Source organism: Hephaestia mangrovi (assembly GCF_019880555.1).
Classification (GTDB): Bacteria; Pseudomonadota; Alphaproteobacteria; order Sphingomonadales; family Sphingomonadaceae; genus Sphingomonas; species Sphingomonas mangrovi.
The window spans coordinates 260,788-283,252 of the sequence record NZ_JAINVU010000005.1 but is presented as its reverse complement, the minus strand read 5'-3'; the positions used below and the strand labels follow the sequence as shown (position 1 = coordinate 283,252).

The following is a 22,465-nucleotide window of genomic DNA, read 5'->3' as shown; positions in this document are numbered from 1 at the left end:
GCGGGCCGCGCCAAGTCAAAACGTTCCACGTGAAACGTGCCTATTTGCCGATGCAGAACCGCCCGAACAGCGTATCGAGCATCGCCTCGGTATCGCTGGCGCCGGTGACGCGATCGAGCGCGGCGCGAGCGGCGCGATAGTGTTCGGCGATCAGCAGCAGATCCTGCTCGATAGCAGCAGCGGCGATGGCACGCTGCGCGGCGGCGACATGCTCGCGCTGACGCTGGTTGAGCACGAGCTGGTCGAGGCGCGGCAACAATGTGGCGGCGGCATCCGCGATCGCTTGCCAAAGCGCGGCGATCCCCTGCCCCGTCCGCGCGGAGACCGGCAACCGTCCTTGCGGCGCGACCGCGCGATCCGGCTCGTCGGCGCGCGGATGAAGCGCGATGACCGCCGGGCCGGACGGAATCGGCGTGTCGTCGAGCAGCAGCACGATGTCCGCCGACCCCATCGCTTCGCGCGCGCGATCGATCCCGATGCGCTCGATCGGATCGTCGGTTTGCGCGGCAAGGCCGGCGGTGTCGGTCAGGACATAGGCGACTCCGCCGCGGACCACGCCGGCCTCGATCCGGTCCCGCGTCGTCCCGGCGATCGGCGAGACGATCGCGGCGTCGCGTTCGGCCAGCGCGTTGAGCAAGGTCGACTTGCCCGCATTCGGCGCGCCGGCAAGGACGACGCGAATGCCGTCACGCAACCGCTCGACGGGCGGATTGTCGAGCACGGCTCCGATCTCTTCGGCGAGGTGCCCGGCTGCCGAGGACAGAGTCGCGACGGCGCCATCGTCCTCGCCCACGTCATCCTCGTCGGAAAAATCGAGCAGCGCCTCCACCTTGGCGGCAAGCGCGAGCAGCCGATCGTTCCAGGCCGCGATCCGGCGGCTCACCGCGCCTTCCGCCGAAGCAAGCGCGGCGCGGCGTTGCCCTTCGGTCTCGGCCATCAACAGATCGCCCAGCCCCTCCGCTTCGGCGAGATCGATCCGCCCGGCCTCGAGCGCCCGCCGGGTGAACTCGCCCGGCGCCGCGCGCCGCAGACCGGGCCGCGCCGCGAGCACCGCCTCGACCGCGGCAACCACGGCGCGGCCGCCGTGGAGGTGAAACTCGACGAGATCCTCGCCCGTCGCCGTCGCCGGCGCGGGAAAGACCAGGACCAGAGCGTGGTCGAGCGTGGCGCCGCTCGCCGGATCGCGCAGCCGCCGCAACCCCGCGCGGCGCGGCTCGGGAAGCCGCCCCGCCAACGCCTCGCCAACCGCGAGCGCGCCCGCCCCGCTCACCCGGAGCACCGCGATCGCCGCCGGGGGCGCCCCGCTCGACACCGCGAAGATCGTGTCGACCATGCCGGAGCTCAGCCTTGCTTGGCGCCTTCGAACAAGCGGCGCCAGAACGCCATGGCGCTGTCGCCCATCGGCCCCCAGTTCTTCATCATCGTGTCGATCATTTCGGGATGCGCCTTGGGATCCATCATCTCGCTCATCGCGCTGAGATATTTGTCGTGGAGCGGCGTGAGGTCCGGCAGGCCCATCACCCGGCGCGCCTCCTCCGGCGTGCAATCGATCTCGACATTGATCTTCATCATCGTCTCCGCTTGAGCGCCGATTGCGCAAGATGATAGCATCGCCTATGCCCTCGCCGCGCCCCTCGCGGCAACGGCGAACATAATGCCGGCTCGATCGTTTCACGTGAAACGCCGTTCCCCCGACTGCACCAACCCACGCAGTTAGAACAAATATTACGTGAGGATGAAACATAATGACCGACATGATCCGCATCACAGCGCTCGACGGCCAGGGCGATTTCGGATGCTACGTTGCCGAGCCGGCGGCAAAGCCGAAAGGCGCGATCATCGTCATCCAGGAGATTTTCGGGATCAATGCCGGGATCAGGCGGAAGTGCGACCGGTTGGCCGAGGATGGCTATCTCGCGCTCGCCCCCGATCTGTTCTGGCGGCTCGAGCCGGGGATCGAACTCGATCCCGATATCGAGCCCGAATTCCAGCGCGCGCTCGCGCTGATGGGCAAGTTCAACCAGGACGCGGGCGTGCGTGACATCGAGGCGACGATCCGCGCGGCGCGGGCGATGCTGGGTGCCGGCGGCAAGGTCGGCGTGGTCGGCTATTGCCTGGGCGGCCGCCTCGCCTTCATGACCGCGACGCGCACCGATAGCGACGCCAGCGTCGGCTATTACGGCGTCGGCATCGATAATCTGCTGGGCGAGAAACACGCCATCGCCAAGCCGGTGCTCCTCCACGTGCCGCAGGAGGACCATTTCGTCGACAAGGACGCGCAAGCGCGGATGCACGCCGGGCTCGATGACCACCCCAAGGTCACGATCTACGATTATCCGGGCGAAGACCATGGATTCGCGACAGAATTCGGCAAGCGGCGGTCAGCGAAATCGGCCGATCTCGCCGACCAGCGAACCGCGGCGTTCTTTGCCGAGCACCTCAGCTGATCAGCGTCTTCACTCCCACCTCGGGATCGACCACGCCGTGATAGATCATCGATCCCGCAACATAGAGGATGACCGCGAGGCCGATGAAGGCGATCCAGCGGTGGCGCTCGATCACGCGCGCGATCAGATTGGCGGCAACCGCCATCAGCGTCACCGATAGCGCCAGGCCGAAGAACAAGACGGTGGGATGATTGCGCGCGGCGCCGGCCACCGCGAGGACATTGTCGAGGCTCATCGACAGATCGGCCAGCGCGACCTGGACGGCGGCGCGCGCGAAGCTCTTGGTCGGCTTGCCGCCCTCGATCTCGGGCGTATCGGGATCATCGACCGGCGCGGCGGGCCCGGCGGGATGAAGTTCGCGGAACAGCTTCCAGCCGACCCACAACAGCAGCAAGCCGCCGGCAAACAACAACCCGACGACATGGAGCAGTTGCGTCGCCATGAAAGCGAAGGCGACCAAACAGATGAGCGCTATGCCGACACCGATCGCGAGCACCCGCTTGCGATCGCGTGGCGGCAGACCCGCAGCAAGCGTGCCGAGCACCACGACATTGTCACCGGCCAGCATCAGATCGATCATGATGACCTGCGCGAGCGTCGCTAGACCCGCGGTGGTAAAGACGTCGGCGATGCTGAAATCGGGCATAATGCAGGCCTAGCAGGGGCGGTGATGGCGGCCTAGGCTTCGGGAACCGAAATTCGCCGCATGAGCATCACGTCAGCCCGAACTTGGTCCAGCAACCATTAGCAACCATTGCTCGCGCGTCCCCCGCCGCCGTCGGTCCATGGACCCTGAAACGAGTTCAGGGTGACGGCTGGGGGCATTCAGTATTCAAGCAACGAAAAGCGTTGCTTTGCGGGAGCGCCGGCGCGGAGTGAATCCGCGCCGTCGGCCGGGCCTGACGGCCCGCCGGCCGTGCGTTCGCGAGTCCTGATTTAGCGAGCCGCTAAATCAGGCCGCTCACTGGTTCATACTGTCGAAGAAATCTTCGTTGGTCTTGGAATCCTTCATCTTGTCGAGGAGGAATTCCATCGCGTCGATCGTGCCCATCTGCATCAGGATACGACGCAGCACCCACATCTTGGAGAGCTTGGCCTTGTCGACCAGCAGCTCTTCCTTGCGGGTACCCGACTTGCCGACGTCGAGCGCCGGGAAGATGCGTTTGTCGGCGACCTTGCGGTCGAGCACGATTTCCGAGTTACCGGTGCCCTTGAACTCTTCGAAGATCACTTCGTCCATGCGGCTGCCGGTATCGATGAGGGCAGTGGCGATGATCGAGAGCGAGCCGCCTTCCTCGATGTTGCGCGCCGCACCGAAGAAGCGCTTCGGGCGCTGCAGTGCGTTGGCGTCGACACCGCCGGTCAGCACCTTGCCCGACGACGGGACGACGGTGTTGTAGGCGCGGCCGAGGCGGGTGATCGAATCGAGCAGGATCACCACGTCCTTCTTATGCTCGACCAGGCGCTTGGCCTTTTCGATCACCATCTCGGCGACCTGGACGTGGCGGTTCGCCGGCTCGTCGAAGGTCGAGGAGACGACCTCGCCCTTCACGCTGCGCTGCATGTCGGTGACTTCCTCGGGCCGCTCGTCGATCAAGAGCACGATCAGGAAGACTTCGGGGTGATTGTCGGTGATCGCCTTGGCGATGTTCTGCAGCATCACCGTCTTGCCGACGCGCGGCGGCGCGACGATCAGCGTGCGCTGGCCCTTGCCCTGCGGGCTGACGATGTCGATGACCCGCGCCGACTTGTCCTTGACGGTCGGGTCCTGCGGGTCGAGCGTCAGCTTCTGCTCCGGATAGAGCGGCGTCAGATTGTCGAAATTGACGCGGTGACGGACAACCTCGGGATCGTCGAAATTGATGCTGGTGAGCTTGGTCAGCGCGAAATAGCGCTCGCCATCCTTGGGCGCGCGGATCTCGCCTTCGACGGTATCGCCGGTACGCAGGCCGAACTTACGGACCTGATTGGGCGAGACATAGATGTCGTCGGGGCCGGCGAGATAATTCGCCTCGGGGCTGCGCAGGAAGCCGAAGCCATCCTGCAGCACCTCGATCGTGCCCAGCCCCATGATCTGGTCGCCCTGCTCGGCCTGCTCCTTGAGGATGCCGAACAACAGATCCTGCTTGCGCAGCGTCGACGCGCCCTCGACGCCGAGCGCCTCGGCCATTTCGACCAGCTCGGCCGGGGTTTTCTTCTTTAAATCCTTGAGATGCATTGGTTTTCCGCGGGGCGTTTGGGCTGTACTGGGAAGCGTCGGCTCGGCGAGGAATACGCTGGCGAAGCTGGAGGGAGGGAAACGCAGAGGTGCCGAACGGCACGCCATGCGTTACCGACAAGAATTAGGAGTCGGCCGGGGCTAAGTCAAGCCGATCAGAACGGCCGGACGATGACCAGGATCACGATCAGGATCACGGCCAACGCGGGCACTTCGTTAAACATGCGAAGCTGCTTGCCGGTGAGGCGTGCGTCGCCGCGCGCGAGCTTCTTCGAATAGCCCACCGCCCAGCCGTGATAGCCCGACAGCAGCACGACGATGGCGATCTTGGCGTGGAGCCAGCCGAGGCCCGGCTGGCCCTCGAACAGGCCGATATTGACCGCCAGCAGGATGCCGAGCAGCCAGACGAGGATCATCGACGGGGTGAGGATCATCTTGCGCAGCATGCGCTCGCGATCGATCCAGCGATCGGCCTCTGGCGTGCCGACACCGGCCTCCTGATGATAGACGAGATAACGCGGCAGCATGAACATGCCCGCCATCCAGAAAATCACGAACACGACATGCGCCGCCTTGACCCAGGGATAGGCGCTACCGAGGAAACCCATCGTCATTCTCCCCTGACGCGTGCGAGCAACCGCTCGACATGCGCGATCGGCGTATCGGGCAGGATGCCATGGCCGAGATTGAAGATATGCGGACGCTCCACGAAGGCGTCGAGGATGCGATCCACCGCGCGGTCAAGCGCATCGCCGCCGGCGATCAGCGCCAGCGGATCGAGATTGCCTTGCACCGGCAGGCCGGCGGGCAATACGGCGTGCGCCCAGGCGGGATCGACCGTCTCGTCGAGCCCGATCGCGTCGATGCCGGTCTGGCGCGCATAAGCGGAAAGCTTGCCGCCGGCACCTTTCGGAAAACCGATCACTGGGACGTGGGGATGGCGCGCCTTGAGATCGGCGACGATGCGCGCGGTGGGGGCGATCACCCAGCGATCGAATTGCCCAGGCGACAGGCTGCCCGCCCAGCTATCGAACAATTGCACCGCCTCGACCCCGGCCTCGATCTGGCGCGACAGATACGCGACCGTGGTGGCGGCGATCGCCTCGATGATCGCGCCGAACGCCGCGGGATCGCGATAGGCCAGGCGGCGCGTCTCGCCCTGGTCGCGACTGCCCTGCCCCGCGACCATATAGGTTGCCACCGTCCACGGGCTGCCCGCGAAGCCGAGGAAGGTCGTCTCGCGCGGGAGCTGCGGCTTCACGCGGCGAACGGTTTCGTAAACCGCATCGAGCCGCGCTGGCGCTGCTTCGAGCGCATCCAACGCGTGATCGACCAGCGCCGGCGATAGGCGAGGCCCCTCGCCCGTTTCGAAACGCAGATCCTGGCCGAGCGCCCAGGGCACCATCAGGATATCGGAGAACAGGATCGCGCCGTCCATGGCGAAGCGGCGGATCGGCTGCAGCGTGATCTCGGCTGCTGCTTGCGGATCGGTAGCGAGCTCAAGGAAGCCGCCCTTGGTCTCCCGAAGCGCGCGATATTCGGGGAGATAGCGTCCGGCCTGGCGCATTAGCCAGATCGGCGGCACCGGCAGCTTCGCGCCGTTCAGCGTATCGAGCAACGGCTTGGCGGAACGCAGATCGGTCAGGGTATCGGCTCCCATCTTCTATCTAATAAGAAGATTCAAAGAGGATGTTGAAGCTGTAGGCACGTGGGTAACGGGGCTTAGGCGGCGATCCATAAAATGCCAACAGCTTGACCGCCGGGCGCTCGCGGAATCCGATCGATTCGATTCCGTCGTCCCCGTTATCCACAGCCTGTCGATGGAACCGGCGCCTGTGAACGGGATTGTGGATTGTCATGCGATGATCCACCGCGGCGCGCTCGCTTGGCGGCTGCGGCCGGTTGCGCTACCGCTTGCGCCCATGTTTTCCACACTTTCGTCCAGCTGATGCGCCTGCACCTTCATCTGCTGTCGGATTCGACCGGTGAGACGCTGGAGAACATCGCCAAGGCGGCGCTGGCGCAATATGACGATGTCGAGACGATCCGCCATTTCTGGCCGATGGTCCGCACCGAGGCGCATCTCGAACGCATCCTCGAGGAGATCGCGCAGAATCCCGGGCTGGTGGTGTTCACTTTGGTCAACAGCGCGACGCGGGCGATGCTCGAGCAACGCTGCCGCGCGCTGGGCTTGCCTGCCGTGGCGCCGCTCGATCCAGTCAACGACGCGCTCTCCGCGCTGCTCGGGCAGGAAGCGAAGGCGCGTCCGGGGCGCCAGCACATGCTCGACGCCGCCTATTTCGCGCGGGTCGATGCGATCCAGTTCACCATCGCGCATGACGACGGCATCGGCTGGGAGGATTGGGAAGAGGCCGATATCGTGCTCGCCGGCGTATCGCGCACGTCGAAGACGCCGACCTCGATCTATCTCGCCAATCGCGGGTTCAAGACCGCCAATATCCCGATCGTCGTCGAATCGCCGCCGCCGCCGGTGCTGTTCGGGCTCGAGCGCCCGATGGTGGTCGGGCTGACGACCAGCGCCGACCGACTGATCCAGGTGCGCCGCAATCGCCTGCTGTCGCTCAACCAGGCGGCGGAGACCGATTATGTCGATCCGCAGGCGGTGGCGCGCGAGGTCGCCTATGCGCGGCGGATGTTCGCCGACAACGGCTGGCCGGTGATCGACGTCACGCGCCGCTCGATCGAGGAAACCGCCGCGGCGATCATCGCGCTCGCCCAGCAAAACAAGGCCGATTCATGACCCTGATCCTCGCATCGCAAAGCGCCTCTCGCCGGGCGATGCTCGATGCCGCCGGCGTGCCTCATGACGCCATTCCTGCTCATGTCGATGAAGAGGCGACCAAGATCGCGCTGCGCGACGAAGGCGCCCCGCCCCGCGCCTTGGCCGATGCGCTGGCCGAACTGAAGGCGGTGAAGGTGTCGCAGGCGCGGCCCGGCGCGCTGGTGCTGGGATCGGATTCGCTCGTCGCGTTCGAGGACGGGACGACGCTCGACAAGCCGGAAAGCCGCGAGGCGGCAGCGGCGCACTTACGGATGATGTCGGGCCGCCGCCACGATCTGGTCAGCGCCGCAGTGATCGCCGAGAACGGGCGGCCGGTATGGCGCGTGGTCGATCGCGCGAAGATGTTCGTCAGGCCGCTGAGCGACGGCTTCATCGAACAGTATCTCGATATGGAATGGCCGGCGATCGCGGGATGCGTCGGCTGCTATCGGATCGAGGGGCCGGGGGCGCAATTGTTCAGCCGGATCGAGGGCAGCCAGTTCACCGTGCTGGGCATGCCGCTGCTGCCGGTGCTTGACTATCTGCGCACGCGCGGCGTCTTGGCGTCATGACCAGGCCTTATGCAGAGGTGATCGGCGATCCGATCGCTCATTCCAAATCGCCGTTGATTCACGGATTCTGGCTCGACCGACTGGGGATCGACGCGCGGTACGAGCAATGCCACGTCACGCCCGACGCGCTGGCGGGCTATTTCGACGCGCGGCGCGCCGATCCCGCCTGGCGCGGCTGCAACATCACCATCCCGCACAAGGAGGCCGCGCTGGCGCTGGTCGCCGACAAGGGCGGCATTCGCGACACGATCGGTGCGATCAACACCGTGTTCCGCGACGCTGATGGAGAACTGACCGGGACCAACACCGATGCCGGCGGTTTCATCGCGCCGATCGCCGACGTGGATCTTGCCGGGCGCCCCGTGGTGGTGATCGGCAGCGGCGGCGCGGCGCGCGCGATCCTGTTCGCGCTCGCGCGGATCGGCGCAGGGCCGGTGACGCTGCTCGCGCGCAATGCGTTGAAGGGCGCGGCGCTGCTCTCGCATTTCGGGTTGCAGGGGGCAGTCAAGCCGCTCGACGCGCCGCTGCCGCCGGCCGCGCTGCTGGTCAACGCCAGCCCGCTCGGCATGACGGGGCAGCCGGCGCTCGATATCGATCTGTCGCCGCTGCCCGACGACGCGGTGGTCTACGACATCGTCTATGCGCCGCTCGAGACGCCGCTGCTCCAGGCTGCCGAAGCGCAGGGGCTGGAGACGGTCGACGGGCTCGACATGCTGGTCGGCCAGGCGGCGCTGGCGTTCGAGATCTTCTTCGGCAGCGCGCCGCCGCGCGACGACGATGACGACCTCCGCCGCCTGCTGATGTCATGATTCTGCTCGGCCTTACCGGCTCGATCGGCATGGGGAAATCGACCGTCGCGGCGATGTTCGCCAACCGCGGCGTGCCGGTGTTCGACGCCGATGCCGCGGTTCACCGCCTGCAGGGGCCGGGCGGCCGGATCGTCGCCGCGATCGAGGCACAGTTTCCCGACACGACCGGCCCCGAAGGCGTCGAGCGGACGGCGCTGGCCGAAGCGGTGCTCGGCGATCCAGCGGCGTTGAAGAGACTCGAGTCGATCGTCCACCCGGCGGTCGCCGAGGAGCGGCGGCGGTTCCTCGAAGCGAATCGCGCGGCGCCGCTGGTGCTGCTCGACATTCCGTTGCTGTTCGAGACCGGCGGCGCGGCCCAAGTCGACAAGGTCGCGGTGGTTTCGGCGCCCGCCGAGGTGCAGCGCGCGCGGGTGCTGGCGCGACCGGGCATGACGGCGGCGCGGTTCGAGGCGATCCTAGCCCGGCAGATGCCCGATACCGAAAAGCGCCGCCGCGCCGACTTCGTCATCGATACCGGCGTGGCGATTTCGGATACGCAGGCGCAAGTCGATGCGGTGATCGCTTGCCTCCGGCGGTGAGCAGGTAGATACTCGCCCGATGCGCGAAATCGTGTTCGATACCGAAACCACCGGTCTGAGCTTCTCCGGTGGCGACCGGCTGGTCGAGATCGGCTGCGTCGAGCTGGTCAACCGCGTCGAGACCGGACGCACCTTTCATTGCTATTTCAATCCCGAGCGCGCGATGGCCGCCGAGGCGCAAGCGGTGCACGGACTTTCCGATACTTTCCTGTCGGACAAGCCGCTGTTCGCCGAGAAAGTCGAGGAGCTGATCGACTTCCTCGAAGACGCGCCGCTGGTCGCGCACAATGCCGGGTTCGATTTCGGTTTCCTCAACGGCGAGCTCGGCCAATGCGGCCGGCCGCTCGTCGCGATGGAACGAATGGTCGATACGCTGCAGATCGCGCGGCAGCGGCATCCCGGCGCCAAGCACACGCTCGATGCCTTGTGCACGCGCTTCGGCGTCGATCGCAGCCATCGCGTGCTGCACGGCGCGCTGCTCGACGCGCAACTGCTCGCGCAGGTCTATGTCGAATTGACCGGGGGACGCCAGATCGGCCTCACCCTCGTCAGCGACGAGCCGGAACCGATCGTCACCCAGACGGTGGCGTCGGTCGTCCGGCCGCCGCGTCCGTTCGCCGCCAATGCGGCGGAACTTGCGGCACATGCCGCGTTTTTGAAGGAGATCGCCGATCCGCTTTGGCTTGCCGAGGCGTGACGGCGTCTCGCCGGCGCATGTCGCGCCGTGCCTGTTCTGATTGTGGAGAAGAACATATGGATATCCGGGTTTCTGGTCATCAGGTCGATGTCGGTGGCGCGCTCAAGGGGCACGTTCAGGACCGTCTCCAGGGTATCGCGGACAAATATTTCTCACGCTCGATTTCCGCCCAGGCGACCTTCGGCAAGGGGCCGCACGACGCCGGATTCACCTGCGATATCGTGATGCACGTAATGCAGGGGCTGGTGCTCAAGGGCACCAACAACGGGCAGGACGCGCACGGCGCGTTCGACGGCACGGCCGACAAGATCGAAAAGCAATTGCGCCGCTACACGCGGCGGCTGAAGGATCGCAACGCCGGCCAGGCCGCCGCTGCCGCGCAGAATGGCGCCTATGACGGCGGGCTCGACGAAGCCGGCTACACCGTGTTCCAGGGCGACGAAAGCGACGAGGCGAGCGACGCGCCGCTGATCATTGCCGAGACGCGGGTCGACATTCCCGATGCCAGCGTGTCGGACGCGGTGATGATGCTCGATCTCAGGAACACCGGCGCGCTGATGTTCCGCAATTCGGGCACCGGCGCCTACAACATGGTCTATCGCCGCGGCGACGGCACGATCGGATGGGTCGAGCCGAACCGGGCCGGCTGAACCTTCCGATTTCATCCGAAAGGGTCTATGGCCCGCGTCATGATTTGGCGCGAGGCCATGGGCTTTGGCGCTTCCAGGACAGATGATGACCGACTTTTCCGACCTGCTTAATCCCGATACGATTCTCGCCAACCTGACCGCCCCGACCAAGAAAGCGCTGTTCCAGGCCCTGGGCGCCGCGGTGGCCGACCGCCATGGGCTCGACCCGCGCGATGTTGCCGAGCGGCTCGCCGAACGCGAGAAGCTGGGCTCGACCGGCTATGGCGGTGGCATCGCGATTCCCCACGCCCGGGTGGCCGGGCTCGACGGGATCGTCGGTGCCGTCGCGCGACTGGCGCAACCGATCGATTTCGACGCGGTCGATGCGATGCCGGTCGATATCGTTTTCATGCTGCTGTCGCCGCCCGATGCCGGTGCCGACCATCTGAAGACGCTGGCGCGGGTTTCGCGGGCACTGCGCGATCCCGGGTTCGTCGCCAAGCTGCGCGGCGCGGGATCGCCCGACGCACTCTATGCGCTGTTGACCGAGTCCGAAACACGCGATGCCGCCTGAGGCGCCGTCGGGCGAGGCGGCGCATCACCGCGCGCTCGAATCGCTCTATGCGGCAGCACCGATCAACCGGCTGTTCGATTCCACGCTCGAGATCACCGGGGCGGGCTTGTCGCGAATCCGCTTCGAGCTCGACGAACGCTATTTCCATGCCGCCGGCGCGGTCCACGGCACCGCCTATTTCAAGATGCTCGACGATGCCGCTTTCTATGCCGCCAACAGCCTCGTCACCGACCGTTTCCTGCTGACCACCGCGTTCAACCTGCTGTTTACCCGGCCGTTGCGCGCGGGACCGGTGATCGCGGAAGGGCGCTGGCTGAGCGGCCGGCGCCGCGTGTACGTCGCCGAAGCGCGGCTGATCGACGCGGCGGGCGAGGAGGCGGCGCGGGGCACCGGCACCTTCATGCGCTCGCGGATTCCGCTTGCGGGGCTGCCCGGCTATCGCGCCCAGCCATGAGCGATCGGCTGCCCAGCGGCGTGGTGGTCTCGGCGCTGCTGCGGCGAGTCAACGATGCCGGCGGGATCGGGATGGTGCTCGCCAGGGGCGATTCGCAAGCGGGCGGCATCCTGGTCATTGTCCAGGAACGGGGCGGCAATGCGCGCTTTCTCGAACGCGGACTCGGCCCCGACGGCGCCAGCGCGCTAATCGAGACGGGGCCGCGCGACCCGGCCGATGCGCTGGAATTCAACGATTACTGGCGCCGCCGCCGATCGCGCGACCCCGATCTATGGGTCGTCGAACTGGATATCGCAGAGGCCGAACGGTTCGCCGCTGAAACGATTTTGGGGCGTTGACTCTTCCGCGTCGCACAAAATAAGGCGATCGCTAGAGCAAAGCGTTGTGCCGCCATCGAGGTCAGAGATCGGGACGGTGACGCAGTCGGGGGATAGTCCGACCGGAATTGCGCAGTGCAAGCCGGATCGCACGTCAACCGCATAGTCAGCAGTTGGAATGTCGTTTCGTCAGCACGCCGCGGTAGTCGCGGCGATGTCTCTTTGTGTTGCAAGCCTGGTCGGCCTGAGCAGCCCGGGCTTCGCCTCGGAAATGAGCAAGACGCCCATTTCCACGCCGTCATTGGCGGCACTTATCCCGGTCAACGGCGATGTATCGGTAAAGGTTCCGATGAAGCCGACGCCGGAAATTCCCGGCGTGACGGTGCAGAAGCTGCCCGGCGACGACTCGATCGATGCGGCCGCCCGTGAAGCCGATACCGACGAGCAGGCGGAATTCGCCAGCCTCGACGCCGCGGTCGCCGCGCAGCAGGTGCCGGCGGCGGTCGACGGCGATCTCGCCTGCCTGGCGGGCGCGATCTATTTCGAATCGAAGGGCGAGCCGCTCGACGGCCAGCTCGCGGTGGCCGATGTCATCATCAACCGCACCAAATCGAGCCGTTTTCCGGCGACGATCTGCGGCGTGGTGACCCAGCCCGGCCAGTTCTCGTTCGTGCGCGGCGGCCGGATCCCGCATATCGACCTCAATCGCAAATCGTATCGCACCGCGCTTGCGGTCGCGCAGGTCGCGCTCGCCAAGGCGTGGGATAATCCGGCGCCCGAAGCGCTGTTCTTCCATGCCAAGCGGGTCAAGCCCGGCTGGGGAAAGACGCGGATCGCCTCGATCGGCCATCATATCTTCTTCCGTTGAAACAGCCGCACGCGATTCCGGGGTTTTCTTCGTTCGCGTAATGTTCTAGCGTTCGCGGCATGGCCAGCCTTGCCCCGCCCGCCTCCTGCGTCGACGATCCCGCGTCGCCCTTGTGCGCAGCGGACGTCGCGCGCGGGGTGACGCGGATGCTGCTGCGCCACGATCTCGTCGCGATGGGCGAGGTGCCGCTCGATGGCGGCCGCCGCGCCGACCTGATGGCGCTCGACGCGCGCGGGCGGATCGTCATCGTCGAGATCAAGGTGGCGCGCGGCGATCTGCTCGGCGACGGCAAGTGGACCGATTATCTCGATCATTGCGATCGTTATTTCTGGGCGGTGCCGGCGGGATTCGACGCCAGCCCGCTCGATCGCGAGGGATTCCTGCCCGAACGGACCGGGGTGATCGTCGCCGATCGCTATGACGCGGCGATCGTCCGCGAGGCCACGACGCACGCGATGACCGCGGCGGCCCGCAAGCGCTGCACGCTGGCCCTGGCGCGCCGCGCCGGGCGGCGGCTGATCGGGCTCACCGACCCCGAAGCCGGGCTGATCGCCTGATTCGGGCTTGGCCGGATCAGGCGCCGGGTGTGCATCGAGCGGGATCGAAGGTTACGGCAGGAACGAACCGTTACCGGCAGCCGAAACACGTTCAGCATGACGGCGCTTATGCGACGAGCTTCGGGTCCGGGCCTAGAGCGATGGGCCGATCTGCGGGGCCTTGTGAACCTTGGGGGCGTCGGCGAGCAGCTTGGCGATGATCGGCGACCGCGAATCGCGCTTGGCATAATCGCGCGCCGACAGACCGGCCATGTGATCGGTCTGATCGGGATCGGCGCCGCCCTTGAGCAGATCCTGCACCATTGCCGCGTTGCGCATCTGCACGGCGCGGATCAGCGGCGTCTCGCCGCGATCGTTGCCGACGTTGAGATCGGCCTTGCCCGCGATCAGCGCTTGCAGGCAGGGCTCCTCATTCTCGTCGACCGCGAGCATCGCCGGGGTCTGACCCTGCTTGTTGCGGACGTTCGGATCGGCACCGTGCTGGAGCAGGAAGCGCGTGTAGGTGACGTCGCCGCGCTTGACGACCATGTGCAGCGCGGTGTCGCCGGTGCCGGGATCCTGCGTGTTGATCAACGTATTGCCCGGCGTGGCGAGCATGTCGGTGACGTCCTGGGCCTTCTCGTTCTTGATCGCGTCGAGGAATTTGTGCGCGTCGCTGCGGCTGAGCTGCGCGGCGGCGGGGGACGTGGCGAGCAACAGCGGGACGAGGAGGAATGAAACGCGGCGCGAGGACATGGGCGACCCCTTCGAAGACGGATGACTTGCGTGGCGCCGCTTAACAGATCATGGCTGGCCTTGTCATGAACGCTGCGCGCTTTTTCCCGGTTTTGCTGGCGCTCGCGGCCTGTTCGCAAGCGAAAACGCCGCCGCCTCTGGCCGGGGCGACGATCGGCGGGCCGTTCGCCTTGACCGATCAGGACGGCCGCCGCGTCACCGATCGCGATTTCGCGGGGCGTTACCGGATCATGTATTTCGGCTACACCTCGTGCCCTGACGTTTGCCCTACCGACATGCAGACGTTGGGGGCGGCGATGCGGATGCTCGACAAGAGCGATCCGGCGCTGTCACGGCGGATCGTGCCGATTTTCGTCACCGTCGATCCGGCGCGGGACACGCCGAAGGTGCTGAAGGCGTTCGTCTCGGCTTTCTATCCCCGGATGATCGGGCTGACCGGCAGCGCCGCCGATATCGCCGGGACCGCCAAGGAGTATCGCGTGTTCTACAAGGCCGAGCCGGCCGGCGCGAACGGCAGCTATATCGTCCAGCACAGCGATCAGGCGATCCTGTTCGGCCCCCAGGGCAAGCCGATCGTCATCGTACCGGTGCAGGAAACGCCGCAGGCGGTTACCGCGACGCTTGAGAAATGGGCCCGATGAGCGCGCGATTCTGGGAGGACCGGCCGCTTGCCGAGCTCGATCGCGGGCAGTGGGAGGCGCTGTGCGACGGCTGCGGCAAATGCTGCCTGCACAAGCTGGAGGATGAGGAAACCGGCGAATTGTTTGCGACCAATGTCGCGTGCCGGCTGCTCGACCGGGCCACCGCGCAATGTTCGGATTACCGCCACCGCCGCGCCTATGTGCCCGATTGCGTGCGGCTGACCTCGGGCAATGTCGACACGATCGACTGGCTGCCCTCGACCTGCGCCTATCGCCTGCGCGCCGAGGGCAAGCCGCTCCCCGACTGGCATTATCTGGTGTGCGGCGATCGCGACGCGGTGCGCCGCGCCGGCCATTCGGTCGCCGGCTGGACGATTTCGGAGACCGACGCGGGCGCGCTCGAACACCATATCGTCGATCGCGAGCTGTGACGGCGGAGATCGACATCGTCCGCCATGCGCGCGCGCGGCGCGTGCGGCTGACGGTCGATCCGACCAGCGGGCGGGCGCGGCTGACACTGCCCAAGCGCGCGGCGCTCAAGCCCGCGCTCAAATGGGCGGAGCAGCAGGCGGCATGGCTGGCGATGCAGCGCGCGCGGCTACCCGAGGGGCGGCCGTTCGCGCCCGGCGCGACGCTGCCCTATCGCGGTGAGACGGTGACGATCGATTGGTCGGCCGATCGGCCGCGCCGGGTAGCGCTGGACGGCGACCGGCTGGTGGTTGGCGGCCCGGCCGAGGGCCTGTCGCGCCGGATCGAGAGCTGGCTGCGGCGCGGCGCGCTGGCGCTGCTGCGCGAGGAAACCGCCTTCTTCGCCGACCGAGCCGGCGTCACGGTGGCGGCGGTTTCGATCGGCGATCCGCGCGGGCGCTGGGGCAGTTGCAGCAGTTCGGGCGCGATTCGCTATAGCTGGCGGTTGATCCTTGCGCCCGATTTCGTCCGCCGCGCGACTGTGGCGCACGAGGTCGCGCATCGCATCCACATGCACCACGGCCCCGCGTTTCACGCCGCTGCGGCCGAAATCCTCGGCGACGATCCGGCCCCGGCGCGCGCCTGGCTCAAGCGTAACGGCGCCGCGCTCCATTGGGTGGGGCGATCTGTTTGATTGGTTCGGCCCCAGCCCGCTCCCCCATCCCACCTCCCATTATGCTGAGTGGAGGTGGGGGAGCGGGCTGGGGCGGCATCCGCGGAAGCGGATCAAATCAAGCAGGCTTGCGGAACTTGTAGATGAACTGATCGGTGTGGCCGCGCACCTTGGGATCGAATACCTTGAGCGTGTGATCGTCGGCCGGGTTGGCGAGCAAGTCGCTTGATCCGACGAACTCGAAGCCCGCTGCCGTCACCTGCTGCTTGACGATCGCCGGATCGATGCGGTGCAGCGTATCGGTATCCGCCATGCCCGATCCCGCAGGCGCTGCATGATCGACGACCAGGAAGGTCCCGCCGGGCTTGAGCGCGTCGAACACCGCCTTGTTGAACACGGCGGGATCGATCGAGCCCATGAATTTGTCCGGATAATCGTGGTAATTCTGCGAGGTGAAGACCAGATCGACTTTCTCCGGCGCGGTAATCTCGGTCGCCGGTTCGATCGACATGCTGACATTGGGGAAATCGGCCGAGCCGGCGAGCTTCTGGTAATCGACGACGTTGCCGCGCGCCTCATTGGCATAGGGCGTCGGCCAGATACCGTAGACATGGCCGCTGTCGCCGACCGTCTTGGCGAACAGCTTGGTCCAATAAGCCGCGCCGGGGATCAGATCGATCACCTTGTCGCCCGGCTTGACCCCGGCGAAGGCGAGGATTTCGGGGCCGTGGCGGCGTGCGTCGACCGTCGCGGCGTCAGGGCCGCGCGCGGGATCGGCGGCGGCCTTGGCGATCGCCGGCGGCAGCGTCGAGTCGGCCGTCGGCGTCGCAGCCGGAGCGGCGCTGTTGGTATCGGCGTCCTGCCCGGCGGTCGCCTGCCCGCATGCCGCCAGCGCGGCCGCGCTCGCCAACACCATCCATCGTGCCTTGATCATGCCTGTCCTCCCTATGTGTAGGCGGGAGGATAGCAGCTTTGCCGCCAGCCGTCGCTCGGCAAAAGATCAGGCGGCGGGTTCGAGCTTGTCCTGCGTGCGCAGCTCGAAGTCGCTTGCGTCGTGACGTTCGCGCAATTGCTCGGCGGGATCGCCTGTGGCGCGGTTGACAATGCGGCCGCGCTGCACCGCCGGGCGCGCGGCGATCTCATCGGTCCAGCGGCGGAGGTTCTTATAGTCGGCGACCTGCAGGAATTCGGCCGAGTCGCCGTAGATCTTGCCCTGCACAAGGCCGCCATACCAGGGCCACACTGCCATGTCGGCGATCGTATAATCGTCGCCGACGAGGAAGCGATGGTCCGCGAGGCGCTTGTCGAGCACGTCGAGCTGACGCTTCACCTCCATTGCATAGCGATCGATGGCATATTCGATCTTGGTCGGGGCATAAGCGTAGAAATGGCCGAAGCCGCCGCCGAGGAACGGCCCGGCGCTCATCTGCCAGAACAGCCAGGATAGCGTTTCGGCGCGTTTTGCGGGGTCGGTGGGCAGGAACGCGCCGAACTTCTCGGCAAGATAGACCAGGATCGCGCCCGATTCGAACACGCGGATCGGCGCCGGGCCCGAGCGATCGACGAGCGCGGGAATCTTCGAATTGGGATTGATCGCGACGAAGCCGCTGCCGAACTGATCGCCTTCGTTGATGCGGATCAGCCAAGCGTCATATTCGGCGCCCGGATGGCCGGCGGCGAGCAGCTCCTCGAGCAGGATCGTCACCTTCTGCCCGTTGGGCGTCGCCAGCGAATAGAGCTGCAACGGATGCTCGCCGACCGGGAGCTCCTTTTCATGTGTCGCGCCCGAGGTCGGGCGATTGATATTGGCGAACTGGCCGCCGTTGCCGGGATTCCAGGCCCACACCTTGGGCGGCACGTAATCGGTCTGGTCGGTCACAATCGGCTCCTTCGCTCGCGGCAAGTAATGCCTAGCTAGGGAGCCGACCGGCGATGAAGAACCCCGCGCTTCGCTTGGGAGCCGCGAAGGCGGACTTTACACGTCGAGATTGGCGACGCTCAGCGCATTGTCCTGGATAAACTCGCGGCGCGGCTCGACCACGTCGCCCATCAGGCGGGTGAAGATCTCGTCCGCCATGTCGGCCTGCTGCACCTCGACGCGCAGCATCGAGCGGACCTGCGGGTCGAGCGTGGTTTCCCACAATTGCTCGGCGTTCATTTCGCCCAGACCCTTGTAGCGCTGGATCGACAGGCCCTTGCGGCCCGCTGCCAGGATCGCGTCGAGCAACTGGCTCGGCCGCGCGACGAGCGCCTCGCCCTTGCCCACCGTAACCGTCTCGCCTTCGTCCTCATCATCGATTTCGGACGCCGAGGCGTCGCTGGCGCGGACCAGCTTGCCGGCGGTGGCGTAGCTGTCGGCCTGTTCGGCGGCGAGCGCGTGGAGCTTGCGTGCCTCGGCGGAGACGAGGAAGCTCGCCTCGACGATGTGGTGATCGGTCACGCCGCGCCACAGCCGCTCGAAATGATAGCCGCCTTCCTCGCTGAGGCTGACCGTCCAGCGCGCCTCGGCATCGCCGCGATCGAGCCGCTGCGCGACTTGCGAGGCGCGCGCGATGCGATCGTCGCGCGAGGCCATCGGATCAAGCGCGCCGGCCATCGCCAGCGCCTCGATGATGACCGAATCGTAACGGCGCGGCACATAGCGCATCAGCGTGCGCATCCGCCGGGCGTGATCGACCAGCAGCCGCAGGTCAGCGCCCGAGCGCGCGCCGGCGGCGCTTTCGAGGATCGTCGCCGCGACACCGTTCTCGACCAGATATTGGTCGAGCGCGGCATCGTCCTTGAGATAGACTTCGCTGCGGCCGCGCGTCGCCTTGTAGAGCGGCGGCTGGGCGATGAAGAGGTGACCGCGCTCGATGATCTCGGGCATCTGGCGGTAGAAGAACGTCAGCAGCAGCGTGCGGATGTGCGCGCCGTCCACGTCCGCGTCGGTCATGATGACGATCTTGTGGTAGCGCAGCTTCTCGATGTTGAAATCGTCGCGGCCGATGCCGGTGCCCATCGCCTGGATCAGTGTGCCGATCTCCTTCGACGACAGCATGCGATCGAACCGCGCGCGCTCGACGTTGAGGATCTTGCCGCGCAAGGGGAGGATCGCCTGGAAATGGCGGTCGCGGCCCTGCTTGGCCGAGCCGCCGGCGGAGTCGCCCTCGACCAGGAACAGCTCGGACTTGGCGGGATCGCGCTCCTGGCAATCGGCGAGCTTGCCGGGGAGCGAGGCGATGTCCATTACGCCCTTGCGCCGCGTCAGGTCGCGCGCCTTGCGGGCGGCTTCGCGCGCGGCGGCGGCGTCGATGATCTTCTGGACGACCATCCGCGCGTGCTGCGGGTTCTCCTCGAGCCATTCGGCGAGCTTGTCGGCCATCAGGCTTTCCATCGGCTGACGCACCTCGGACGAGACCAATTTGTCCTTGGTCTGCGACGAGAACTTGGGATCGGGCAGCTTGACCGAGACGATCGCCGACAGCCCTTCGCGCATGTCGTCGCCGGTCAAGCTCACCTTTTCCTTCTTCAGCATCCCCGATTTGTCGGCATAGGCGTTGAGCGTGCGCGTCAGCGCGGCGCGGAATGCGGCGATATGGGTGCCGCCGTCGCGCTGCGGGATGTTGTTGGTGAAGGCGAGGACGTTTTCGTAGTACGAATCATTCCATTCGAGCGCGACCTCGATGCCGATATCGTCGCGCTGGCCGGTGATCGCGATCGGATCGGGGAACAGCGGCGACTTGTTGCGATCGAGCCACTTCACGAACGCGGCAATGCCGCCCTCATAGAACAGCTCGATTTCCTTGCGGTCCTCGTGCCGCTCGTCGGCGAGGATGATGCGCACGCCCGAATTGAGGAAGGCGAGCTCGCGATAGCGATGCTCGAGCTTCTCGAAATCGAATTCGGTGATCTTGAACGTCTCGGCCGAGGGCAGGAAGGTGACGCGGGTGCCTTTGCGGTCCGAGGGGCCGACGACCTTCAAGGGCGCCACGGCATCGCCGCGCTCGAAGCGCATGTAATGCTCCTCGCCGTCGCGCCAGATGGTGAGATCGAGATAGTCGCTGAGCGCGTTGACCACCGACACGCCGACGCCGTGCAAGCCGCCCGAGACCTTATAGGCGTTGTCGTTCGATGTGTTGTCGAACTTACCGCCGGCGTGGAGCTGGGTCATGATGACCTCGGCGGCCGAGACGCCTTCTTCCTTGTGGATGCCGGTCGGGATGCCGCGGCCGTTGTCGTCGACCGACACCGAACCGTCAGGGTTGAGGGTGATGAGGATGCGGTCGCAATGCCCGGCGAGCGCCTCGTCGATCGCATTGTCGGAAACCTCGAACACCATGTGGTGAAGGCCCGATCCATCGTCGGTGTCGCCGATATACATGCCCGGCCGCTTGCGCACGGCGTCGAGGCCCTTCAGCACCTTGATCGATTCGGCGCCGTAGTCGTTCTGCTTGGGGGTGTCGGTCATATCGAGCATATAGGGATTCGCCCCCCAAAACGGAAGCGAAATGGGCGAGTCGTGGCTTTGCCTTCCCCCCTTGCAAAGCAAGCGCGGTAATGGTCCGATCGCTTATGGCGCAACCGCCCGACCCGCATGAGCTCTATCTGCACGTTCGCGTGCTGATCGGCGTGGTGCTGGGGCTCGGCCTCACCCGCATTCTCTCGGGATGGGCGCGGCTGATCGAGCACCCGCGCCGCGCCGAGGTGTTCGCCACCCACCTCATGTGGACGGCGGTGATCCTGCTGTCGATGATCCATTTCTGGTGGTGGGAATTCGGGCTGATCGCGCTCCATGCCTGGCATTTCGAGCTGTTCGTCTTCCTGCTCGGCTATGCCTTCCTGTGGTATGTGCTGGCCTGCCTGCTGTTTCCCGCCGATCTTGCCGAATACGGCAGTTACGAAGCCTATTTCGTGTCGCGGCGGCGGTGGTTCTTCGGGTTGTTCGCCCTCACCTTCGTCGCCGATTTCGTCGACACGATCGTCAAGGGCTGGGATCGCCTTCACCTGCTTGGGCCCGAATATCCCGTGCGGCTGGTGGTCGGCATCGCGCTGTGCCTGGTCGCGGCGTGGACGAGCAGCCGGCGCTTCCACTTTGCCTTCGCGCTGCTCTGGCTGGTCTATGACCTGAGCTGGATCCTGCGCATTTACGACACGCTCGGATAACAAGGAGGAGAGGGGAGATGGTGGTTATGTTCGCGGCGCTGGCGCTGCAATCGGCGGCGATGCCGCGCTATCCGCACCTGCCGCCCGATCTCGCCGCGGCGGCACGCGCTTTCGACAAGGCGCAGGTCGATGGCGACGGCGCGGCGCTGCAGCGGTTGCTCGCCGACGATTACCTGCTGGTCAATTCGCAAGGGCAGACCGAGACCAAGGCCGATTTCATCCGCGATTATACCGCGACAGGCTTCAGCTTCGCGCCGTTCACGATCGACAAGCCGGTCGAGCAGGTGTGGGCGACCGGCGCGGTGCTCGGCGGCGTGGTCGACGCGCATGGGACGAGCGGCGGGAAGCCGTTCGCGATCCGCATGCGCTTCGCCGACGTGTGGGTGAAGCGCCACGGCAGGTGGCAGGTGATCTACACCCAGGCCCGCCACGCACTGCCCGGGGAATGATCGACCCGACCGAGCCGGTCAGGACTTCGGCGCTTCGTCTTCTGGCGTCTCGCCGGGCTTGACGATCGCAACGATGCCGTCGCCATCACCCTCGGTGGCTGCCGGCGCGGCCGCGGCGGTGCCGCCGTCCTGCTCGCGCGCGTTCTGCAGGGCGGCGTTGGCGCGCTGACCGATCTGCTTGGTCGCCGCCGACACGCCCTGCCCGAGCCGCGCGAACTGCGCCTTGAGCAATTCGCCGTCATCGGTGCGAAACTGCTGGGATTGATCGAGCCCGGCCTCGTCGGTGGAGAAATAGGCGGCTTCCGGAAAACCGAGCTGCTGCGCGATCAGCACCGTCGGAAAGGCCGAGCGCACCTTGTTATATTCCTCGACCTCGCGGTTCATCAGCTCGCGCTTGGCCTGGAGATTGTCCTCGATCTCCTTCAACTGGCGCATCAGCGTGTTGTAAGTCTCATTGGCCTTGAGATCGGGAAAGCGATTGGCCATCGAGCCGACGCTGGCCAGCACGGTAGAGGTCGCCGCGGCGAGCTCGGTGGGGTTCTGCGCATCGCTGGAGGCGACCGACAGATGCGTCAGCTTCTCGTGATCGCCATAGCCCTTGCAGACGTCGATCAGCTGATTGACCAGCGTCGCGCGCTTGCGCAGCTCGCCGACCAGATTGGATTGCGATCGCTTGACGGCCTCGGAAAGGCCGCGGAGTCGATTGTAGGAGCGAATGAGAAGGCCGATCGCGGCGATGACGATCAGCAGCAGAATAATGAACATCGCGAGGATCCCTGTTGGATGCCGTCCCCCCAAGATCGACGGCCGGGCTACTCGGATACCGGGGCCTTTCCGGCCCAGCGCGATATTGCCGCAATCGCTGGCGAGGTCAAATCATCGGTGTTCAAATACTTGCCGGTTGCGCCGCGG

The 22,465-nt window shown here is 66.1% G+C and carries 28 protein-coding genes; 17 read left to right on the top strand and 11 right to left on the bottom strand.

The features are described 5' to 3' along the window. Positions 1–40: 40 nt before the first annotated feature. Complete coding sequence (gene mnmE, locus K7G81_RS13370) at positions 41–1,333, bottom strand: tRNA uridine-5-carboxymethylaminomethyl(34) synthesis GTPase MnmE (protein ID WP_223031297.1); 1,293 nt, start codon at positions 1,331–1,333, stop codon at positions 41–43. 8 nt (positions 1,334–1,341) lie between these two features. After that, on the bottom strand, positions 1,342–1,569 hold the full coding sequence (locus tag K7G81_RS13365) for a DUF6489 family protein (RefSeq protein ID WP_223031354.1): 228 nt from the start codon (positions 1,567–1,569) through the stop codon (positions 1,342–1,344). 176 nt (positions 1,570–1,745) lie between these two features. Here K7G81_RS13365 and K7G81_RS13360 point away from each other — a divergent pair, with 176 nt between their 5' ends. After that, positions 1,746–2,447 carry a dienelactone hydrolase family protein gene (locus K7G81_RS13360; RefSeq protein ID WP_223031296.1) on the top strand — a complete coding sequence of 234 codons (702 nt, stop codon included), beginning with the start codon at positions 1,746–1,748 and terminating at the stop codon, positions 2,445–2,447. Here K7G81_RS13360 and K7G81_RS13355 read toward each other — a convergent pair. The 4 genes from K7G81_RS13355 to hemE all read right to left on the bottom strand — a co-directional run bounded on the left by K7G81_RS13355 (position 2,440) and on the right by hemE (position 6,325). Further along, positions 2,440–3,093 (bottom strand): YjbE family putative metal transport protein, encoded by a 654-nt coding sequence (locus K7G81_RS13355; RefSeq protein WP_223031295.1) that lies wholly within the window; start codon positions 3,091–3,093, stop codon positions 2,440–2,442. The two genes, K7G81_RS13360 and K7G81_RS13355, sit on opposite strands and share 8 nt — an antisense overlap. A gap of 315 nt (positions 3,094–3,408) precedes the next feature. After that, on the bottom strand, positions 3,409–4,665 hold the full coding sequence (gene rho / locus K7G81_RS13350; RefSeq protein WP_223031294.1) for a transcription termination factor Rho: 1,257 nt from the start codon (positions 4,663–4,665) through the stop codon (positions 3,409–3,411). Positions 4,666–4,820: 155 nt separating this feature from the next. After that, positions 4,821–5,279, bottom strand: coding sequence for a CopD family protein (locus tag K7G81_RS13345; RefSeq protein WP_223031293.1), 459 nt, complete (start codon positions 5,277–5,279; stop codon positions 4,821–4,823). Beyond that, positions 5,276–6,325, bottom strand: coding sequence for a uroporphyrinogen decarboxylase (hemE, locus tag K7G81_RS13340; RefSeq protein ID WP_223031292.1), 1,050 nt, complete (start codon positions 6,323–6,325; stop codon positions 5,276–5,278). Before hemE ends, K7G81_RS13345 begins: the two co-directional genes overlap by 4 nt. A 288-nt stretch (positions 6,326–6,613) precedes the next feature. On the opposite strand from hemE, the gene K7G81_RS13335 reads away from it, so the two are divergent. From K7G81_RS13335 to K7G81_RS13285, 11 genes are all read left to right on the top strand, one after another. After that, positions 6,614–7,426, top strand: coding sequence for a pyruvate, water dikinase regulatory protein (locus K7G81_RS13335; protein WP_223031353.1), 813 nt, complete (start codon positions 6,614–6,616; stop codon positions 7,424–7,426). Next, positions 7,423–8,019: a Maf family protein gene (locus K7G81_RS13330; protein ID WP_223031291.1), complete on the top strand. Its 597-nt coding sequence runs from the start codon at positions 7,423–7,425 to the stop codon at positions 8,017–8,019. The genes K7G81_RS13335 and K7G81_RS13330 overlap by 4 nt, the downstream gene beginning before the upstream one ends. Continuing rightward, positions 8,016–8,828 carry a shikimate dehydrogenase family protein gene (locus K7G81_RS13325; protein ID WP_223031290.1) on the top strand — a complete coding sequence of 271 codons (813 nt, stop codon included), beginning with the start codon at positions 8,016–8,018 and terminating at the stop codon, positions 8,826–8,828. The genes K7G81_RS13330 and K7G81_RS13325 overlap by 4 nt, the downstream gene beginning before the upstream one ends. Further along, entirely contained in the window at positions 8,825–9,406 is a 582-nt protein-coding gene (gene coaE / locus K7G81_RS13320; protein ID WP_223031289.1) for a dephospho-CoA kinase, read from the top strand. The genes K7G81_RS13325 and coaE overlap by 4 nt, the downstream gene beginning before the upstream one ends. Before the next feature lie 19 nt (positions 9,407–9,425). Further along, positions 9,426–10,103, top strand: a complete 678-nt coding sequence (dnaQ, locus tag K7G81_RS13315) for a DNA polymerase III subunit epsilon (RefSeq protein ID WP_223031288.1) — start codon at positions 9,426–9,428, stop codon at positions 10,101–10,103. A gap of 56 nt (positions 10,104–10,159) precedes the next feature. Beyond that, on the top strand, positions 10,160–10,753 hold the full coding sequence (hpf, locus tag K7G81_RS13310; RefSeq protein WP_223031287.1) for a ribosome hibernation-promoting factor, HPF/YfiA family: 594 nt from the start codon (positions 10,160–10,162) through the stop codon (positions 10,751–10,753). 85 nt (positions 10,754–10,838) lie between these two features. Next, on the top strand, positions 10,839–11,306 hold the full coding sequence (locus K7G81_RS13305; RefSeq protein WP_223031286.1) for a PTS sugar transporter subunit IIA: 468 nt from the start codon (positions 10,839–10,841) through the stop codon (positions 11,304–11,306). Beyond that, on the top strand, positions 11,296–11,760 hold the full coding sequence (locus K7G81_RS13300; RefSeq protein WP_223031285.1) for a PaaI family thioesterase: 465 nt from the start codon (positions 11,296–11,298) through the stop codon (positions 11,758–11,760). The genes K7G81_RS13305 and K7G81_RS13300 overlap by 11 nt, the downstream gene beginning before the upstream one ends. Further along, positions 11,757–12,098: a DUF1491 family protein gene (locus K7G81_RS13295; RefSeq protein ID WP_223031284.1), complete on the top strand. Its 342-nt coding sequence runs from the start codon at positions 11,757–11,759 to the stop codon at positions 12,096–12,098. Before K7G81_RS13300 ends, K7G81_RS13295 begins: the two co-directional genes overlap by 4 nt. A gap of 250 nt (positions 12,099–12,348) precedes the next feature. Beyond that, positions 12,349–12,945, top strand: coding sequence for a cell wall hydrolase (locus K7G81_RS13290; RefSeq protein ID WP_369412109.1), 597 nt, complete (start codon positions 12,349–12,351; stop codon positions 12,943–12,945). Positions 12,946–13,004: 59 nt separating this feature from the next. Continuing rightward, entirely contained in the window at positions 13,005–13,502 is a 498-nt protein-coding gene (locus K7G81_RS13285; RefSeq protein WP_223031282.1) for an MmcB family DNA repair protein, read from the top strand. A gap of 132 nt (positions 13,503–13,634) precedes the next feature. Here K7G81_RS13285 and K7G81_RS13280 read toward each other — a convergent pair whose 3' ends face one another. Continuing rightward, positions 13,635–14,237: an ankyrin repeat domain-containing protein gene (locus K7G81_RS13280; RefSeq protein ID WP_223031281.1), complete on the bottom strand. Its 603-nt coding sequence runs from the start codon at positions 14,235–14,237 to the stop codon at positions 13,635–13,637. Between the two features lie 65 nt (positions 14,238–14,302). On the opposite strand from K7G81_RS13280, the gene K7G81_RS13275 reads away from it, so the two are divergent. The 3 genes from K7G81_RS13275 to K7G81_RS13265 are packed head-to-tail and all read left to right on the top strand — an operon-like array spanning position 14,303 to position 15,980. Beyond that, entirely contained in the window at positions 14,303–14,878 is a 576-nt protein-coding gene (locus K7G81_RS13275) for an SCO family protein (RefSeq protein ID WP_223031280.1), read from the top strand. Further along, positions 14,875–15,309 (top strand): YcgN family cysteine cluster protein, encoded by a 435-nt coding sequence (locus K7G81_RS13270; RefSeq protein ID WP_439649549.1) that lies wholly within the window; start codon positions 14,875–14,877, stop codon positions 15,307–15,309. Before K7G81_RS13275 ends, K7G81_RS13270 begins: the two co-directional genes overlap by 4 nt. Beyond that, positions 15,306–15,980, top strand: a complete 675-nt coding sequence (locus K7G81_RS13265; RefSeq protein WP_223031278.1) for a M48 family metallopeptidase — start codon at positions 15,306–15,308, stop codon at positions 15,978–15,980. Before K7G81_RS13270 ends, K7G81_RS13265 begins: the two co-directional genes overlap by 4 nt. Positions 15,981–16,077: 97 nt before the next feature. Here the strand turns inward: K7G81_RS13265 and K7G81_RS13260 are convergent, their stop codons facing one another. From K7G81_RS13260 to gyrB, 3 genes are all read right to left on the bottom strand, one after another. After that, entirely contained in the window at positions 16,078–16,893 is an 816-nt protein-coding gene (locus tag K7G81_RS13260) for a class I SAM-dependent methyltransferase (RefSeq protein WP_223031277.1), read from the bottom strand. Positions 16,894–16,959: 66 nt separating this feature from the next. Further along, positions 16,960–17,838, bottom strand: a complete 879-nt coding sequence (gene yghU / locus K7G81_RS13255; protein ID WP_223031276.1) for a glutathione-dependent disulfide-bond oxidoreductase — start codon at positions 17,836–17,838, stop codon at positions 16,960–16,962. Between the two features lie 96 nt (positions 17,839–17,934). After that, positions 17,935–20,409 (bottom strand): DNA topoisomerase (ATP-hydrolyzing) subunit B, encoded by a 2,475-nt coding sequence (gene gyrB, locus K7G81_RS13250; protein ID WP_223031352.1) that lies wholly within the window; start codon positions 20,407–20,409, stop codon positions 17,935–17,937. 89 nt (positions 20,410–20,498) lie between these two features. Here gyrB and K7G81_RS13245 point away from each other — a divergent pair, with 89 nt between their 5' ends. Together K7G81_RS13245 and K7G81_RS13240 are read left to right on the top strand one after the other, a co-directional pair. Further along, positions 20,499–21,104, top strand: a complete 606-nt coding sequence (locus K7G81_RS13245; RefSeq protein WP_255587017.1) for a hypothetical protein — start codon at positions 20,499–20,501, stop codon at positions 21,102–21,104. A gap of 17 nt (positions 21,105–21,121) precedes the next feature. Next, complete coding sequence (locus tag K7G81_RS13240; RefSeq protein WP_223031275.1) at positions 21,122–21,553, top strand: nuclear transport factor 2 family protein; 432 nt, start codon at positions 21,122–21,124, stop codon at positions 21,551–21,553. A gap of 18 nt (positions 21,554–21,571) precedes the next feature. Here the strand turns inward: K7G81_RS13240 and K7G81_RS13235 are convergent, their stop codons facing one another. After that, positions 21,572–22,318 (bottom strand): LemA family protein, encoded by a 747-nt coding sequence (locus tag K7G81_RS13235; protein WP_223031274.1) that lies wholly within the window; start codon positions 22,316–22,318, stop codon positions 21,572–21,574. Positions 22,319–22,465 lie beyond the last annotated feature (147 nt).

Bases quoted from the DNA above. Each gene is read 5' to 3' on its own strand.
- K7G81_RS13305 (WP_223031286.1), top strand. From the start codon at position 10,839: ATGACCGACTTTTCCGACCTGCTTAATCCCGATACGATTCTCGCCAAC.
- K7G81_RS13285 (WP_223031282.1), top strand. From the start codon at position 13,005: ATGGCCAGCCTTGCCCCGCCCGCCTCCTGCGTCGACGATCCCGCGTCG.
- K7G81_RS13355 (WP_223031295.1), bottom strand. From the start codon at position 3,093: ATGCCCGATTTCAGCATCGCCGACGTCTTTACCACCGCGGGTCTAGCG.
- K7G81_RS13280 (WP_223031281.1), bottom strand. From the start codon at position 14,237: ATGTCCTCGCGCCGCGTTTCATTCCTCCTCGTCCCGCTGTTGCTCGCC.
- mnmE (WP_223031297.1), bottom strand. From the start codon at position 1,333: ATGGTCGACACGATCTTCGCGGTGTCGAGCGGGGCGCCCCCGGCGGCG.
- K7G81_RS13335 (WP_223031353.1), top strand. From the start codon at position 6,614: ATGCGCCTGCACCTTCATCTGCTGTCGGATTCGACCGGTGAGACGCTG.
- K7G81_RS13325 (WP_223031290.1), top strand. From the start codon at position 8,016: ATGACCAGGCCTTATGCAGAGGTGATCGGCGATCCGATCGCTCATTCC.
- coaE (WP_223031289.1), top strand. From the start codon at position 8,825: ATGATTCTGCTCGGCCTTACCGGCTCGATCGGCATGGGGAAATCGACC.
- rho (WP_223031294.1), bottom strand. From the start codon at position 4,665: ATGCATCTCAAGGATTTAAAGAAGAAAACCCCGGCCGAGCTGGTCGAA.
- dnaQ (WP_223031288.1), top strand. From the start codon at position 9,426: ATGCGCGAAATCGTGTTCGATACCGAAACCACCGGTCTGAGCTTCTCC.
- K7G81_RS13245 (WP_255587017.1), top strand. From the start codon at position 20,499: ATGGTCCGATCGCTTATGGCGCAACCGCCCGACCCGCATGAGCTCTAT.
- K7G81_RS13275 (WP_223031280.1), top strand. From the start codon at position 14,303: ATGAACGCTGCGCGCTTTTTCCCGGTTTTGCTGGCGCTCGCGGCCTGT.
- K7G81_RS13345 (WP_223031293.1), bottom strand. From the start codon at position 5,279: ATGACGATGGGTTTCCTCGGTAGCGCCTATCCCTGGGTCAAGGCGGCG.
- K7G81_RS13240 (WP_223031275.1), top strand. From the start codon at position 21,122: ATGGTGGTTATGTTCGCGGCGCTGGCGCTGCAATCGGCGGCGATGCCG.
- K7G81_RS13330 (WP_223031291.1), top strand. From the start codon at position 7,423: ATGACCCTGATCCTCGCATCGCAAAGCGCCTCTCGCCGGGCGATGCTC.
- K7G81_RS13260 (WP_223031277.1), bottom strand. From the start codon at position 16,893: ATGATCAAGGCACGATGGATGGTGTTGGCGAGCGCGGCCGCGCTGGCG.
- K7G81_RS13365 (WP_223031354.1), bottom strand. From the start codon at position 1,569: ATGAAGATCAATGTCGAGATCGATTGCACGCCGGAGGAGGCGCGCCGG.
- hemE (WP_223031292.1), bottom strand. From the start codon at position 6,325: ATGGGAGCCGATACCCTGACCGATCTGCGTTCCGCCAAGCCGTTGCTC.
- hpf (WP_223031287.1), top strand. From the start codon at position 10,160: ATGGATATCCGGGTTTCTGGTCATCAGGTCGATGTCGGTGGCGCGCTC.
- gyrB (WP_223031352.1), bottom strand. From the start codon at position 20,409: ATGACCGACACCCCCAAGCAGAACGACTACGGCGCCGAATCGATCAAG.
- K7G81_RS13300 (WP_223031285.1), top strand. From the start codon at position 11,296: ATGCCGCCTGAGGCGCCGTCGGGCGAGGCGGCGCATCACCGCGCGCTC.
- K7G81_RS13235 (WP_223031274.1), bottom strand. From the start codon at position 22,318: ATGTTCATTATTCTGCTGCTGATCGTCATCGCCGCGATCGGCCTTCTC.
- K7G81_RS13360 (WP_223031296.1), top strand. From the start codon at position 1,746: ATGACCGACATGATCCGCATCACAGCGCTCGACGGCCAGGGCGATTTC.
- K7G81_RS13295 (WP_223031284.1), top strand. From the start codon at position 11,757: ATGAGCGATCGGCTGCCCAGCGGCGTGGTGGTCTCGGCGCTGCTGCGG.
- K7G81_RS13270 (WP_439649549.1), top strand. From the start codon at position 14,875: ATGAGCGCGCGATTCTGGGAGGACCGGCCGCTTGCCGAGCTCGATCGC.
- K7G81_RS13290 (WP_369412109.1), top strand. From the start codon at position 12,349: ATGAGCAAGACGCCCATTTCCACGCCGTCATTGGCGGCACTTATCCCG.